The organism is Epilithonimonas sp. 33E (assembly GCF_059372615.1).
Map to the genome: position 1 here is coordinate 861,354 of NZ_CM182009.1, position 14,231 is coordinate 875,584.

Sequence of the window (14,231 nt, forward strand, 5' to 3'; positions counted from 1 at the left end):
AAGGAGGGAATCCATTTTTTTTCAGGGCTTTTCTGCCCAAAAAATGAATATCATCCTCAGGATTATATGTTTTCACAAAGGTATTTTGTAGTTTTGTGTATGGCTAGTAGGTTTACCTCTAAACTATACTAAAAACTACTAAAACAAAAAGCTATGAAATTGTGCGGTGAAAATATCAGAAAAATTAGAAGGGAAAAGGATTTGACACAGGAGTATATGGCATTTGAGATGGGAATTTCCCAAAAATCCTATTCGGATATCGAGAATTCTAAGGTCAGGATCAATTTTGAAATTTTACAAAAAATATCTGCAATTCTGGATATTAAACCTTCGGATGTTTGCAGCATTTCGGATCAATGTGGTAGAAATGATTATGAACAGAAATACAATGATCTGCTCCAGTTCTTAAAAAAAAATAATATATCTGTACCAAAAGAACTTTAATAGTGTATATTATTGCCAATCTCATTAAGACAAATGAGGGATTGTTAAAAAGATTTAAGTGTTTTAATCTAAAATTATTATGATTTAAAATAAAAAAGGAGCTTATTTGAGCTCCTTGATTTTATTCTTCGTCTTCGTCGTCGTATTTTGCAAGTTCTTCATCACACCATTTGAAAGCTTCTTCAACAACTTTCGTAGCTTCGTTAGCTACAGTTTCTTCATCGTCTCCTTCCAAGTCATCCAACCACTCAACATCCTCTTCTTCTACATTAAGGATAAAACGCGGATACTCTGTGTGTACTACAAAAAGATCTTCTGGAAATTCAGAATTGTCTGCTAATAAAAACTTAGGTAATTTCATAATATAAAATTTTAAAATAAATCAGAGTATTTGTGACTCTCACTCCATTTTTCAAAGATAGAAAAATTCCCGGAACAAATTATTGATAATTATTTTTTTTGATATTGATTTTCTTTTCCACTTTATATCTTGTCAGAACATCTTTTTTAAGAGTATCTGAAGCCTTGGCTGTGATATAAATCCTTGGATTAACCGTACTGATAAGTTCGGCAGTTTGCCCGTCATTATCAAATTGATCCTTTACATAGAATTTTAATTCTTTGTCTATGAGTTTTTCACTCGTCAAAAACTGTGTGATAGATTTTCTGTTGTCGAGATAACTGCCCTTTGATAACCATGTAAAAACAAATCCCGTCAGTAAGCTCAGAAAAGCAATACTGTAAGTTGCGTCATCAAAAAATAAAAATATTCTCCTCAAAAAAACAATCCAAATTCCTATAGAAAAAGGAGCCAGTAATCGGTAATCTATGGCGTTAACCGAATATACGTACTGAACAAAATAGGATAAAATAATTGTTACTGATGAAATAATCAGAATGAATTTCTCTGTCTCGGAAATTTTGGCTCTGATAAAAAGAAAAACCATAATCATTATTGTGATTGCGCCAATTCCGTAGATACCGTAATTGATAATTCCACCATTGGGATCTGCGATATGAATAAAAGGATTAAATGTTGTCGTTAATCCCTGGAATAGTTCCAATAACAATTGTGGAGTAGATTTTAAACCGATTTCCAAAAAGGTATTGACATAATCTTTATTAAAATAATCGATAAAAATTATTTTGTAAAGTCCGTAAAATCCTATTCCCAAAAAACCGGAAATGGCGAAGGATTTCCAGTAATGTTTCCCGATTTTCATCACACCGAAAATCAAACTTCCTATACAAAAAAACAAGGCACTGTAACGGATATTAAGAAGTATGATCAGCAAGAGACTTAGATATAAAATACCTTTCACCTGGCTTATTCGGTTCTTAATGATTTGGCGTGCTGTGTAAAAAAAAAGGATCACAAAAGGTAATGTCAGGGCTTCGCTCATGGTGTAAGAATAGATGCTTACAAAACTGAACAAGGCAGAGGTAATCAATGATTCTTTAAAGAAAAATCTTTTTTTGTAAGCAAAGATCAGGATAAAAGTGTAAGCAAGAATCCCGATCAGTTTGCTGCTCCAGAATTCGTCCAATCCGAAAAAAGTAAAGAATTTTATGAATAAAGAATATCCTAACGGTGCAGTTGTATTATCTATGACAGGAAACATATCTGCTTGCCGCATGTATCTGATAGAATCCGGATTTACACGTCCTTTTTCATTTAAAAGAAACCTCAGGATGATCATTACATAGGTTGTAATGATCAAAAAAACCTGAAGGATTTTTTCATATTTTGAATTGAGTTTTATCGAAATCATGGTTAAAAATAAAAAAACTTTGTCAAAAAACGATTTGACAAAGTTAAATATCGTAATTTAAATCTATGATTAAATGTTAATTAGATTGATTCGAAAACATTTTCGAAACTTTTTCTGCTTTCTTACTTTCAGAATAATCGTAAAAACCTTCGCCGGATTTCACACCTTTTTTGCCTGCCATTACCATATTGACTAATAAAGGATTCGGGGCATATTTAGGGTTTTTAAAGCCGTCATACATGACATTTAAGATAGCTAAACAAACATCAAGACCAATAAAATCTGCTAATTGCAAAGGTCCCATTGGATGTGCCATCCCCAGTTTCATTACCGTATCTATTTCTTCAACACCGGCAACACCGTTGTAAAGCGTTTCAATGGCTTCGTTGATCATCGGCATCAGGATTCTGTTCGCAACAAATCCCGGATAATCATTCACTTCTACAGGAACTTTTTCCAGTTGTTTTGACATTTCGAAAATCGTATCAAAAGTTTCCTTAGAAGTAGAGTAACCTTTGATGATTTCTACCAGTTTCATAATCGGGACAGGATTCATAAAGTGCATGCCGATCACCTTTTCCGGACGTTTGGTTGCAGCTGCGATTTGCGTTATGGAAATGGATGAAGTATTAGTTGCCAGAATGCAATTTTCTGGAGCTAGTTCATCAATCTGAGCAAAGATTTTCAATTTCAGATCAAGATTTTCTGTCGCTGCTTCTACAATAAGATCAGCATTGGGAGCAGCATCTTTAAGATCCGTGAATGTTGTAATGTTGCCCAGAGTTTGATTTTTTTGCTCCTCCGTTAGATTTCCTTTCGCAATAATGCGATCAAGATTGATGGTAATTGTTTTCAGTGCTTTATCAAGATTCTCTTGCTTTACATCAACAAGATTAACGGTAAATCCGCTTTGAGCAAAAGTATGAGCGATGCCGTTCCCCATAGTTCCGGCGCCTATTACAACAATGTTTTTCATTATATGTTTCTAAGATTATTATTTAATTTAAATTTTTTGATCCGGCTGTAAATATATCATATTTTCAGAATCCTGAAATTAACCTTTCTGTATCAACCTCATAATCTCCAAAGCCACCTTCAAAGCTTCGGTTCCGTCTTCCAAAGAAACTTCTACTGGAACATCATTTTCAATGGCGTTCGCAAAGCTTTCCAATTCATCAAGAATCGCATTGTTGGGTTGAATATTTGGATATTCGAAAAGGATCTGGTTTTTCTCGCCTTCCGCATTTTCGATAATCATATCAAAGTCGGACGGATTTTCCGGCGCCGGTTTCATTCGGATAACTTCTGCTTTTTTCTCCAGAAAATCTACGGAAACATAAGCATCTTGCTGGAAAAATCTAGATTTTCTCATCGCTTTCATCGATATTCTGGAAGTCGTGAGATTTGCTACACAACCATTTTCAAACTCGATTCTGGCGTTACAAATGTCAGGCGTTTTGCTCACAACAGAAACACCGCTGGCGTGGATTTGTTTCACTTTCGACTTAACCAAACTCAGTAAAATATCCAGGTCGTGAATCATCAAATCCAAAACCACAGAAACATCCGTTCCTCTAGGATTGAATTCCGCCAATCTGTGAATCTCAATAAACATTGGATTCTGAATATAATCTTTCGCACCAATGAAAGCCGGATTATATCGTTCTACGTGGCCAACCTGTGCTTTGATTCCAAACTCTCTGCATTTGTAAAGAATTTCTTCCGCTTGTTGAAGTGTTTGTGTTACAGGTTTTTCTATGAAAAAGTGGATGCCTTTTTCAATCGCTTTTACGGCATAATCGTAGTGATAAACTGTAGGCGTTACAATATCCAGCATCTCGATTTTGTTCAGCAAATCCTCGAAACTTTCAAAATATTTATAACCTAATTCGGCTTCCAGTTTTCTTCCGTTTTCTACATCCTTATCGTGGAAACCAACCAGTTCGTATTTCTCAGATTGATTCAGTAATCTCAAATGGATTTTCCCGAGATGTCCTGCGCCTACAAGTCCTGCTTTTATCATAGCTTATTTTTCTTAAGGAGGTAAATTTAAGAATTATCACAAATCCAAATAAAAAAAGACCCGGAATTTTTTACGATTCTGAGTCTTGTCATTTTTATTTTATTAAGAGTAATCGAAATCCGTTTGGTTTTCATCTCGCCTTGCATCCCAAATTGATAATATAATTATCTCTTTTACATTGATTTCGTAGAAAATTAAATAATTTCGGACAATACTTATTCTAGCGTTTTTATTATTTGTTGTCCTTCCGATTTTTGGATGTTTTGACAACAAATCAATGGTTTCAATAAATAGTGTATTGAGTTTTTTGCTGTAAGTTTTGGATTTCGTTTTATTGGTCCAATAAGTTAATATTTCTTTAAGCTCGAATTTTGCAGAATTAGTCCAGACTATTTTTCGTTTAGCCATTGTTCAATTTCTTTTTTCACTTCTTCATGAGTGACAATGTCTCCATTTGCATATTCTTTTCTTGCTTCTGCAATTCTGTCTTGTTGTTGTTTTGATAATTCAAAAATTTCTTCATCAAGTTCAAGATCCAAAAGTCTTTTGATTTCTCTTATCACTCGAATTTCCTTTAATTCGGTTATTTTATTAATAACATCTAATTTTAATTGTAATTCATCAGAGCTCATTTGGAAATTATTTATATCAAATTTACATAAAAAATTAAAACTTAATTACTTTCATTTTAAAAAGATCACTTCCTCTTTCTCAGAACTTTCCTTCGCTGCTTCAATCACTTTCATCGTATGGAAAGCTTGTTTTGCAGTGACAGGAACCTTTTTGTCATTGACGATAGCATTGTAAAGGTCATCATAAAAATCCAGATAGTTGCCTTGGAAAGTAGGGAAATTGACAACTCTGCCATTATAAACCAGAAGTCCTGTTTTGTCTTCAGGTTCAGTTCCCCAATTCTCACGATTCGGGACTTTGCCTAATTTCAGTTCATCTTCCTGGACATCTGCTCTGTGTTTCAGGAAGCTTCCTTTCTTACCGTGCAGAACAAATGCAGGCGTCATTTCTTTAACAAAAAAACTCGATTTCAACCTGACACGTTTATCAGAATAATAAAGAAGGATATCAAAGTAATCATCAATCTGTGTATTCTCTCGTATTTTTCTGATATCAGCAAAAACTTTCTCAGGATTTCCAAATAATGTCAAAGCCTGATCAATCACGTGCGAACCCAGATCCATCAAAATACTTGCGCCGGGATTACCGTTTTCTTTCCACGCTTTCGGGCTCAATTCGGGATTGTATCTTTCAAACCGGATTTCTGCTTCGACGATTTCTCCGAGATAATCCTCTTCCAAAACTTTTTTCACGGTTCGGAAATCGCTGTCATATCGGCGGTTTTGATAAACACAAAGTTTCAGATTCTTTTCTTTAGCCAATTTGTGTAATTCTTCCGCTTCTTGGGAAGTTGTCGTAAAAGCTTTTTCCACCAAAGCGTGTTTGCCGGCTTCCAAAACTTTCTTTGTGAATTCGAAATGTGTGTCAATTGGAGTATTGACAACAACTAATTCCACATCACTTTCTAAAACTTCTTCAAGAGAATTAAAGCTTTTAACATTGGGATAATCGGTTTGTATATTTTTTTTGCTTCGTTCGTAGGCTCCAATCAGTTGGAAACCATCATTGACCTCAAGAAACGGTGCATGGAACAACTTCCCCGAACCACCATAAGCCAACAAAGCTGTCTTTATCTGTCTCATAAATTTTTAAATAATTTTGATGATGCAATTTAACTAAATAAAAATTCAAGCCACAAAGCCTGCGACTTGAATCTATTTTAATTATTTCTGGAAATCTAAAATTTAGAATCTCTAATTTAAAATTATAATTGTTATCCCATAATATGAAATCCACCATCCACGTGACGGATTTCTCCAGTAATTCTGGTTTCTTTTCGGAAAAGATGAACAATCTCATGCGCCAAATCTTCGGGCAAAGCATTTCCCAACGGACTGATTCTATTTGCTCTTTCTACATCTTCCACTTTTAGCGTTGCGTTTCCGGCCTTGCTTCCCATATAAGGTGAGAATCTAATCGCATTGGCACGGATTCCGTATTTTTTTCCCAATTCATAGGCCATTTCAATCGTCAATCTTTCAAGAGCTGCTTTTGCAATACTCATATTGATGTATGGAAAAAAAGAAACTTTCTCCGCCGCAATATAACTTAGCGAAACAATCGAAGCACCGTTTTGCAAAACACCATTAGATAATAACGAATGACAAAGTGTCACCAGCGAAAATGCCGACACATTCATCGTATCATTGAATTCCTCTGCAGTCACTTCCAGCATTGGTTTTACAGACTTATTTCTAATGGTTTTGTCCATTGCGATGGCGTGAAGAAAACCGTTCAGTTCGATATTTCTTGTTTTCAAATCATCAGCAAAATGACTTAAACTTTCTGGCAAAGTCACATCAAGTGGCGCGGTGTAAACATCATTTCCCAATACTTTTTTACAGGCATTTTCGAAATCTTCATAATTTTTATTGAGAAAGGATTCTGCTTTTTCGGATAGATTTTTGTGAAATGAGGTCACGCCTAATCCAGTACAAACAACTTTGCCGTTGTTCTTCAAGATTTTTTCGGCGGTTTTCATTGCAAGAGAATTTTCATCTGCAATTCCGGTAATTAAAAAAGTTTGATTATCTAACATTTTTGAGACTTAATAGATTATAGACGTATAGATTATAGATTATAATCCGGTCTAGATTTATTTTACTAATCAATTATCAATTATCAATTATCAATTATCAATTATCAATTATCAATTATCAATTATCAATTATACCTTGTAAAGTGCAGTTCCCCAAGTCCAGCCTGAGCCAACGGCTGCGAAAAGTAATATATTTCCGGGTTGGATTTTTCCACTTTTGTAAGTTTCGTCAAGGACAATTGGAATGGTTCCACCGGAAGTGTTGGCGTATTTATCCATATTCGTCATCACTTTTTCGAATGGGATATTGGTTTTTCTCGCTGTTTCTTGTAAAATTCGGATACTCGGTTGATGCGGAATGACCCAATCGACGCTGTCAGAAGTAAGTCGGTTGGCTTCCAGGATTTCGTTGATTGTTTCCGGTAAAACTCTGGTTGCTGTTTCGAAAACTTCTTTTCCATTCATTTGAAAATAGTGAAGTCTTTGTTTCAACGTTTCTTCCGAAGCCGGCATTTCTGAACCGCCAGCCGGAATGTTAAAATGGTATTTCCCTGTGCCGTCTGCATGCAGTTTGAAATCGAAAAAGCCTTTATCTTCAGTTGTAGAGGATAACAAAATGGCACCAGCGCCATCGCCAAAGAAAACCGAATCTTTTCTTTCCCAGTCGGTAATCGTTGAAAAAGTATCAGCACCAATCACCAACACATTTTTATACATTCCTGTTTCGATGAACTGGCAACCAATAGCAATGCCGTAAAGTCCACCTGAACAAACTGCCGAAATGTCAAAAGCAACGGCTTGTGGTGCTTCCATTTTTTCCTGTACAAAACATGCTGTTGAAGGTGCTTGTCTGTCCGGAGTTGAGGTTGCAACAATAATCAGGTCGATCTCTTTTGGAGTGACATCTGTGTTTTCCAAAGCTTTCAATCCGGCTTTGTATGCCAAATCACTGGTCACTTCGCCTTCGGCAATTCTGCGTTCCCGGATTCCAAGATTTTTAAAAATCCATTCGTCAGACGAACCTACTTTCTCGAAAAAATCATTCTTTAAAATTTTTGGCGGAACATACGAACCGGTTCCTTTGATATAAGCGCGGGTTTTCTGCATAACATCCATTCTTTCATTGGTTAATTGAAAATATATTTGAATTTTTAATAAAAAAACAATCAAAGCTATAAACTTTATTTTATATATGATGTAATATTTTGATAATTTTTTAATTTTATGATTCCTGTTTGGAATTTTAAATTTTACTTCGGAAATTGCAGAAGATTTATTAAAGAACTAAAACTAATAATGAGAGATACTTACGTTCACAAAGGCAAAAGGAAACAATTAATCGATTATCTGCATCAGAAAATCGGGATTACGGATTCTTTTGTTCTTGCTGCGATGAACGAAGTACCGAGACATCTTTTCATAGAAAGTGTTTTTGAGGATTTTGCGTACGAAGACCGCGCCTTCCCGATTGCTGCGAAACAAACGATTTCTCATCCTTCAACTGTTGCCGAACAAACCGAATTATTGGAAGTGAATGAAGGTGAAAAAGTATTGGAAATTGGTACAGGCTGTGGTTATCAGACAGCGGTTTTGATTCAAATGAAGGCTTTGGTTTACACGATTGAGCGTCAAAAGGATTTGTACAATTTTTCTACTAAGATTCTTAGAGAATTGAATCTAAGGCCAAAGTTCCAGAGTTTTGGAGATGGATTTGAGGGTTTGCCGACATTTGCACCTTTTGATAAAGTATTGGTAACGTGTGGTGCAGAAATTCTTCCAACGGAGTTATTAAAACAACTAAAAGTCGGAGGGAAAATGGTGATTCCATTAGGGAAAACGGACGAACAGATTCTTTACAGATTTACTAAAATTTCGGAGACTCAGTTTGAGAAAGAGGAATTTGGGGTTTATAAATTTGTACCGATGCTTCAGAATAAATCACACTAATGAAAGTTTATACAAGCAAAAGAGATTGGGTTTATGGTTCTTTATTTTTAGGAATCAGCCTGCTTTTTGTTTGGATTGTTATTGCATCTTATTTTGATACGCCATTTTCAGGGTGGCTGGTGTTGTTATTAATTTTGTTAAGCACTAATTCGGTTTTACTAATTAGTTTTTTCTTTATTAAAATTAGGATTGACAGTGAAGAGTTGGTAGTAAATGTCATTTTCGATATTTTCAGAGTGAGTATTTTTAAAATTACAAAAATCCGAATCGGGGAAACAATGTGGAGCGGATTCGTTAAATGTGGAACTTCGGTTGGTGGTTTGATTATCTTTTCGAAATATAAAAACGACCTTTACATCACACCGAAAAACCAGGATGAATTTCTAAAAGAATTACTGGAAATCAATAGTCATATTGTGATAGAGGATGTAAGGAAAGATAAAGGTTGAATTTGGCAAAGCTGCAGCCCGACTTGAACGGAAATCCTTTTTTGCTTGTTTTCAGGTTCTATTGAACTTGAAAATTTCTGCAAAAAAGATTGGAAGTGGAAGGCGGAAATAGCTGCCCAAAAAATTTAAAAAATGAATACAAGAGAAGAAAAGATGGAGGCTTTTGGAAGGCTCCTCGATATAATGGATGATTTGCGGGAAAAATGTCCTTGGGATCAGAAACAGACGTTTGAATCGTTGCGCCATCTGACTTTAGAAGAGACCTACGAACTGTCTGATGCGCTTCTGAATGAGGATTTGCAGGAGATCAAAAAGGAGTTGGGCGATGTTTTGTTACATTTGGTTTTTTATGCGAAAATTGGTTCAGAAAAAGAGAGTTTTGATATCGCTGATGTGATTAATTCTCTAAATGAAAAATTGATTTTCCGTCATCCGCATATTTACGGTGATACAGTTGCAGACGATGAAGAAACAGTAAAACAAAACTGGGAAAAACTGAAGTTGAAAGAGGGGAATAAGTCAATTTTATCAGGTGTTCCGAAAGGTTTGCCGCCGATTATCAAAGCTTATAGAATCCAGGATAAAGTGAAAGGAATCGGTTTTGAATTTGATTCTGCGGAAGATGCCTGGGCAAAAGTCCGGGAGGAATTGCAGGAGTTTCATCAGGAAACCAACAAGGATAAAAAAGAAGTGGAGTTGGGCGATGTGTTTTTCTCGTTGATCAATTACGCGAGAATCTCCGGACTGAATGCCGATACTGCTTTGGAAAAAACAAATTCTAAATTCATTTCGAGATTCCAGAAAATGGAGGAGTTGGCTGTGTCCAAAAATCTTAACCTAGCTGAACTTAATCTAGTAGAAATGGATGAGCTTTGGGAAGAGGCTAAGGTTTCTGAAAAATAAATCTTACTGTTGAAATTTATAATCTCGCAGATTTGGCAAATTGACCAGATTTTTTATCTATATTAAATCTGCGAAATCAGCTTAATCTGCGAGATTTTTTAATCGATTATTCCGCGTCAATCAAAACCGCTAACTGAATGCAATTTTCTGTAGAACGATTACTCCAAGCGTGATTGGTCCCGGTTTGTATAACAATGTCTCCAGCCTGTAAAAGTGTTTCGTCTGTATCGGTAATCAGATAAATTTCGCCAGACAAAATGATGATGTAATCCAGGCTTTTGGTTTGATGCATCAGCGGGTGAGGTTGTCCAGCAGTTGCCTCGATTCCTAACTGTTCATCGGGCGGAATCTGAACATAACGAAAATAAGTTCCGTTTTTGATAACCGTCGGAATGGCTGAATTTTCTACCGGTTTTTCCTGCTCAAAACTAGCTGGCATTTTACTGGTCTGCCAAACATCGGAGATGATTAATCCTTGAAAATGCTTGGAAACATTGGTTACTATTTCGTCTTTCTCTATGTAAGATTTTCCGTCTTTGGTTCCGGTTATGATTCGTCTTGGGATTGTTTTGATTTTCCTCATTTATTCTTGGTTCAGCATTATTAATTTTTTGCCCTGCGTTTGATTGTTTTTCAGTTTTTGCTGAGCTTCTTCCGCTGTTTTTGCAGAAAGTCCACCAACGATTTTTACGGGTAATGGTTGAAGAATCTTACCGTCGATGAGTTCTCTAATTTGATTAAGTGAGTTTCTGAAATAATCATATTGCTTCTCCCTTGCATAAATGAAATTTGAAATGTTAAGAATCGTTGCGCCAATTCCGAAGAGTAAATCATTGGCTTTTGGTGTGATGAAATGTGTAATATTGATGTAGATTCCATTAGCTTTAAGAACTTCGGCAGAGATTTCTGAGAATTGATGCCCAACAGCATCGATGACGATATCAAATTTTTGATTATTATTATTAATTTCTAAAATACTCTCAGCTAAATTCTCTTGCTTATAATTAATGATTTGATTTGCATTAATTCCAATCTCTATCAATTGCTGAATACTTTCTTCGTTTCCCGCAGTGACAATTATTTTTTTGTTGAATTCGCCCAATAAGATTCTAAGAATAAAATTTCCAACTCCGCCGGAAGCACCAGTTATCAAAATATTTTCTATTTGATTCCAATCAACTCGATTAAAAATCTGAAAAGCCGTAATTCCGATTGATGGTAAACCTGCGGCTTGTTCGAAGTTGGTTACATTTGGTTTTTTAGCAACAATTGCTTCGGGCAAAATGATTTGTTCAGCATATGTGCCGTTGCTGCCCATACTTCCGCAAACGAAGAATACTTCGTCTCCGGGTTTGAATTCAGTTACGTCTTCTCCTGTTTCGATAACAATTCCTGAGCCCTCTCTTCCTAAGATTGGGGAAAAAAGATATTGTCGCTCGTGTTCATTTTCACGCATTTGATAATCGATGGGATTGAACCCCGAAGCAATGATTTTGACTTTTACCTCGTGAGATGAAATAGGTCTTAAATCAATGTTTTCATCTTTGAGTACATTATTTTCATTAAGGATAATCGCTTTCATCTTCATTTAATTTCTACAAAACTATAAGGAAAATACTTTAAATTTGTTACTAGTTAACAATAGGTAACTACTTACTTTGATGAAACCGGAATGAAAATAATAGAGAACAATATTGAAAGAGAAACAACTTGTGCAGAAGAACTTCGGGCGATGCGAGATTCCTTGGAAATTCTTGGAGGAAAATGGAAACTGATGATTTTAAGATATCTTAATAATCGACAATGTCAGGATATTCATTTCAAAAAAATGGAACGGGAAATCGACGGAATCTCTGCAAAAATGCTGAGCAAACAACTTAAAGAGCTGGAAACTAATCTTCTTATTACAAGAACCGTAAAAGATGAAAATCAGCTAATGGTTTTCTATGCAATTACTGATTATGGAAAAAGCGTAACGCCACTTACGGAAAATCTTGTGGAATGGGGGCTCAAACACAGAAAAAAAATCATCGAAGGCTGATTGGTTTTAGAAGTTAAAAATAAATTCTATCATTGTATTTAATTTGTATATTTGATTTAATTAAATTTTAAAACACATCAAACTATGAAAGGTAAAGGTTGTATTGTATTAATCGTCATAGTAGCGTTAATCGCTATTGTAGGTTTTTGGGCAGTCGGTGTCAGAAACGGATTTGTAGGTCAGGAACAAAACGTGAATGCCAAATGGTCCAACGTGGAAACGGTTTATCAGAAAAGAGCTAACCTGATTCCCAACCTGGAAAGAACCGTTAAATCTTATGCAAAATTTGAACAGGAAACTTTGACAAAGGTTGTTGAGGCAAGATCAAAAGCGACTTCTATCAACATAGATCCGACTAATATGACGGAAGCAGATATGGCGAAATTCCAAGCTGCACAAGGCGAGTTGAGCGGTGCGCTTAGCAGATTGATGGCTGTTGTAGAAAGCTATCCAAACCTGAAAGCAGACCAGCAGTACATCAACTTCCAAAGAGAATATACAGCGATAGAAAACAGCATCCGTTCAGAAACTGTTTACTATAATGATGCTGCGAAGGAATACAACACCAATATCAAAACGTTTCCAAATAACGTGATTGCCAACTTCTCCAACTTCAAAGAAAAACCATATTTCAAAGCTGAAGCCGGCGCAGAAAAAGCACCAAGTGTATTTTCAGAATAATGAATCATTTTCTTACAGATACAGAGATGGCTTCCCTTGTGGAGGCCATCAAAATAGCTGAAGACCACTCCTCGGGTGAGATTCGTGTGCATATCGATTCTACGGCTGAAGATGATTTTGCCAAAAAAGCGTTTGCAATTTTCCGTTCGTTGGAGATGCATCTGACCAAGGAAAGAAACGGCGTTTTGTTTTATGTTAATTTTGAACAGCATTATCTCACAATTATTGGAGATGAAGGTATTCACAAAAAGGTAAAACAGCAGTTTTGGGATCAATTGCATGACGAAATAACTTCTGAATTTGCAAAAGAAAATTATTATAAAGGTCTGAAAGATGCGATTCTGAAAACAGGACTCGAACTGAAAAAATATTTCCCGATTTCGGGGGAAAATATCAATGAATTACCGAATGATATCAGCTTCTCCTAAACGATATATTTTAGCATTATTCCTGATTTTTGGAGTATTTTCCAAAGCTCAGCTAGTGCCGGAAAAACCAAACGTTCTGTATCCGGTTTATGATAAAGCCGGATTGTTGTCGGAATCTGAAAAGGATGCGCTGAACCAAAAACTCATCAAATTCTCCGATTCTACTTCCACAGAAATCGAGGTTATTATTCTTCCGACAACCAGTGGCGAAGATGTGAATTATCTCGCAACAATGTATGGTGAAAAATGGGGAATCGGACAAAAAGGTGTTGATAATGGTGTGGTTTTTCTGATTGCGACAGAAGACAGAACTATGTCGATCCAACAAGGTCGAGCTGTTGAACAATATTTGACGGCATCGGTAGCAGGACAGATTCTGGATTACCTCGTAACGCCTGCTTTCAAAAAAGGAGAGTTCTATAATGGGATTGACCGTGGAACTTCTGCAATTATGGAAGCGGTTCAGGGGAAGTTCAAACCTATTGTCAAGAAACATCAGAATGAAAACGGAATCAGTCTTGGTTCAATTATCATTATTATTGTGGTGATAATTATTTTATTCAGTATTATTAATGGCAATAACGGAAAAGGAGGAAACTATGATGACGATGATGTGATCTTGTCAAGACGCGGAAGCCGAAGATACCGAGGTGGATTTTTTCCGTTTCCGGGAAGTTTTGGCGGCGGTGGATTTGGAGGCGGAAGTAGTGGCGGCGGATTTGGCGGCTTCGGCGGCGGTGGAAGTTTTGGTGGAGGTGGAGCTTCTGGTGGATGGTAATTGAGAAATTAATATATATATATATATATATATATATAATAAAACCCGGATCTTTTTTCGGGTTTTTTCTTTGTTTTGATTCTATTTCTAATAA

19 protein-coding genes are annotated in these 14,231 nt (G+C 35.9%); 8 read left to right on the forward strand and 11 right to left on the reverse strand.

Annotated elements, in window-relative coordinates; all coding sequences use genetic code 11:
- Positions 1 to 153: 153 nt before the first annotated feature.
- Entirely contained in the window at positions 154 to 444 is a 291-nt protein-coding gene (locus AC5P2S_RS04120; RefSeq protein ID WP_494556319.1) for a helix-turn-helix domain-containing protein, read from the forward strand.
- A 121-nt stretch (positions 445 to 565) separates the two neighbouring features.
- On the opposite strand, the gene AC5P2S_RS04125 is transcribed toward AC5P2S_RS04120, so the two are convergent.
- From AC5P2S_RS04125 to AC5P2S_RS04165, 9 genes are all read right to left on the reverse strand, one after another.
- Positions 566 to 805 (reverse strand): DUF8828 family protein, encoded by a 240-nt coding sequence (locus AC5P2S_RS04125; protein WP_120213461.1) that lies wholly within the window; start codon positions 803 to 805, stop codon positions 566 to 568.
- A 79-nt stretch (positions 806 to 884) separates the two neighbouring features.
- Positions 885 to 2,216, reverse strand: coding sequence for a hypothetical protein (locus AC5P2S_RS04130; RefSeq protein ID WP_494556320.1), 1,332 nt, complete (start codon positions 2,214 to 2,216; stop codon positions 885 to 887).
- A 76-nt stretch (positions 2,217 to 2,292) separates the two neighbouring features.
- On the reverse strand, positions 2,293 to 3,192 hold the full coding sequence (locus AC5P2S_RS04135) for a 3-hydroxyacyl-CoA dehydrogenase family protein (protein WP_494556321.1): 900 nt from the start codon (positions 3,190 to 3,192) through the stop codon (positions 2,293 to 2,295).
- Between the two features lie 78 nt (positions 3,193 to 3,270).
- A complete protein-coding gene (locus tag AC5P2S_RS04140) occupies positions 3,271 to 4,239 on the reverse strand; it encodes a Gfo/Idh/MocA family protein (RefSeq protein ID WP_283417403.1) in 969 nt (322 codons plus the stop codon).
- A gap of 102 nt (positions 4,240 to 4,341) precedes the next feature.
- A complete protein-coding gene (locus AC5P2S_RS04145; RefSeq protein WP_494556322.1) occupies positions 4,342 to 4,647 on the reverse strand; it encodes a type II toxin-antitoxin system RelE/ParE family toxin in 306 nt (101 codons plus the stop codon).
- Positions 4,629 to 4,871 carry a hypothetical protein gene (locus AC5P2S_RS04150; protein ID WP_494556323.1) on the reverse strand — a complete coding sequence of 81 codons (243 nt, stop codon included), beginning with the start codon at positions 4,869 to 4,871 and terminating at the stop codon, positions 4,629 to 4,631. Before AC5P2S_RS04150 ends, AC5P2S_RS04145 begins: the two co-directional genes overlap by 19 nt.
- A 51-nt stretch (positions 4,872 to 4,922) precedes the next feature.
- Positions 4,923 to 5,954 (reverse strand): Gfo/Idh/MocA family oxidoreductase, encoded by a 1,032-nt coding sequence (locus tag AC5P2S_RS04155; protein WP_494556324.1) that lies wholly within the window; start codon positions 5,952 to 5,954, stop codon positions 4,923 to 4,925.
- A 131-nt stretch (positions 5,955 to 6,085) separates the two neighbouring features.
- Positions 6,086 to 6,910, reverse strand: a complete 825-nt coding sequence (locus AC5P2S_RS04160) for an SDR family oxidoreductase (RefSeq protein WP_494556325.1) — start codon at positions 6,908 to 6,910, stop codon at positions 6,086 to 6,088.
- A 129-nt stretch (positions 6,911 to 7,039) separates the two neighbouring features.
- A complete protein-coding gene (locus AC5P2S_RS04165) occupies positions 7,040 to 8,017 on the reverse strand; it encodes a 3-oxoacyl-ACP synthase III family protein (protein ID WP_494556326.1) in 978 nt (325 codons plus the stop codon).
- Positions 8,018 to 8,206: 189 nt separating this feature from the next.
- Here AC5P2S_RS04165 and AC5P2S_RS04170 point away from each other — a divergent pair, with 189 nt between their 5' ends.
- The 3 genes from AC5P2S_RS04170 to mazG all read left to right on the forward strand — a co-directional run bounded on the left by AC5P2S_RS04170 (position 8,207) and on the right by mazG (position 10,209).
- A complete protein-coding gene (locus tag AC5P2S_RS04170) occupies positions 8,207 to 8,857 on the forward strand; it encodes a protein-L-isoaspartate(D-aspartate) O-methyltransferase (RefSeq protein ID WP_494556327.1) in 651 nt (216 codons plus the stop codon).
- Positions 8,857 to 9,306: a PH domain-containing protein gene (locus AC5P2S_RS04175; RefSeq protein ID WP_494556328.1), complete on the forward strand. Its 450-nt coding sequence runs from the start codon at positions 8,857 to 8,859 to the stop codon at positions 9,304 to 9,306. Before AC5P2S_RS04170 ends, AC5P2S_RS04175 begins: the two co-directional genes overlap by 1 nt.
- Before the next feature lie 132 nt (positions 9,307 to 9,438).
- Positions 9,439 to 10,209: a nucleoside triphosphate pyrophosphohydrolase gene (mazG, locus tag AC5P2S_RS04180; protein ID WP_494556329.1), complete on the forward strand. Its 771-nt coding sequence runs from the start codon at positions 9,439 to 9,441 to the stop codon at positions 10,207 to 10,209.
- A 106-nt stretch (positions 10,210 to 10,315) separates the two neighbouring features.
- Here the strand turns inward: mazG and AC5P2S_RS04185 are convergent, their stop codons facing one another.
- Together AC5P2S_RS04185 and AC5P2S_RS04190 are read right to left on the reverse strand one after the other, a co-directional pair.
- Positions 10,316 to 10,792 carry a cupin domain-containing protein gene (locus AC5P2S_RS04185; protein ID WP_494556330.1) on the reverse strand — a complete coding sequence of 159 codons (477 nt, stop codon included), beginning with the start codon at positions 10,790 to 10,792 and terminating at the stop codon, positions 10,316 to 10,318.
- Positions 10,793 to 11,791, reverse strand: coding sequence for a quinone oxidoreductase family protein (locus AC5P2S_RS04190; RefSeq protein WP_494556331.1), 999 nt, complete (start codon positions 11,789 to 11,791; stop codon positions 10,793 to 10,795).
- A 90-nt stretch (positions 11,792 to 11,881) separates the two neighbouring features.
- Between AC5P2S_RS04190 and AC5P2S_RS04195 the strand changes: the two genes are divergently transcribed.
- The 4 genes from AC5P2S_RS04195 (at position 11,882) to AC5P2S_RS04210 (ending at position 14,137) form a co-directional block, all read left to right on the forward strand.
- On the forward strand, positions 11,882 to 12,250 hold the full coding sequence (locus AC5P2S_RS04195; RefSeq protein ID WP_494556332.1) for a winged helix-turn-helix transcriptional regulator: 369 nt from the start codon (positions 11,882 to 11,884) through the stop codon (positions 12,248 to 12,250).
- Positions 12,251 to 12,334: 84 nt separating this feature from the next.
- Complete coding sequence (locus AC5P2S_RS04200; protein ID WP_283417392.1) at positions 12,335 to 12,931, forward strand: LemA family protein; 597 nt, start codon at positions 12,335 to 12,337, stop codon at positions 12,929 to 12,931.
- Positions 12,931 to 13,359, forward strand: a complete 429-nt coding sequence (locus tag AC5P2S_RS04205) for a TPM domain-containing protein (protein ID WP_379954188.1) — start codon at positions 12,931 to 12,933, stop codon at positions 13,357 to 13,359. Before AC5P2S_RS04200 ends, AC5P2S_RS04205 begins: the two co-directional genes overlap by 1 nt.
- Positions 13,340 to 14,137 carry a TPM domain-containing protein gene (locus tag AC5P2S_RS04210; protein WP_494557003.1) on the forward strand — a complete coding sequence of 266 codons (798 nt, stop codon included), beginning with the start codon at positions 13,340 to 13,342 and terminating at the stop codon, positions 14,135 to 14,137. Before AC5P2S_RS04205 ends, AC5P2S_RS04210 begins: the two co-directional genes overlap by 20 nt.
- Positions 14,138 to 14,231: the final 94 nt, after the last annotated feature.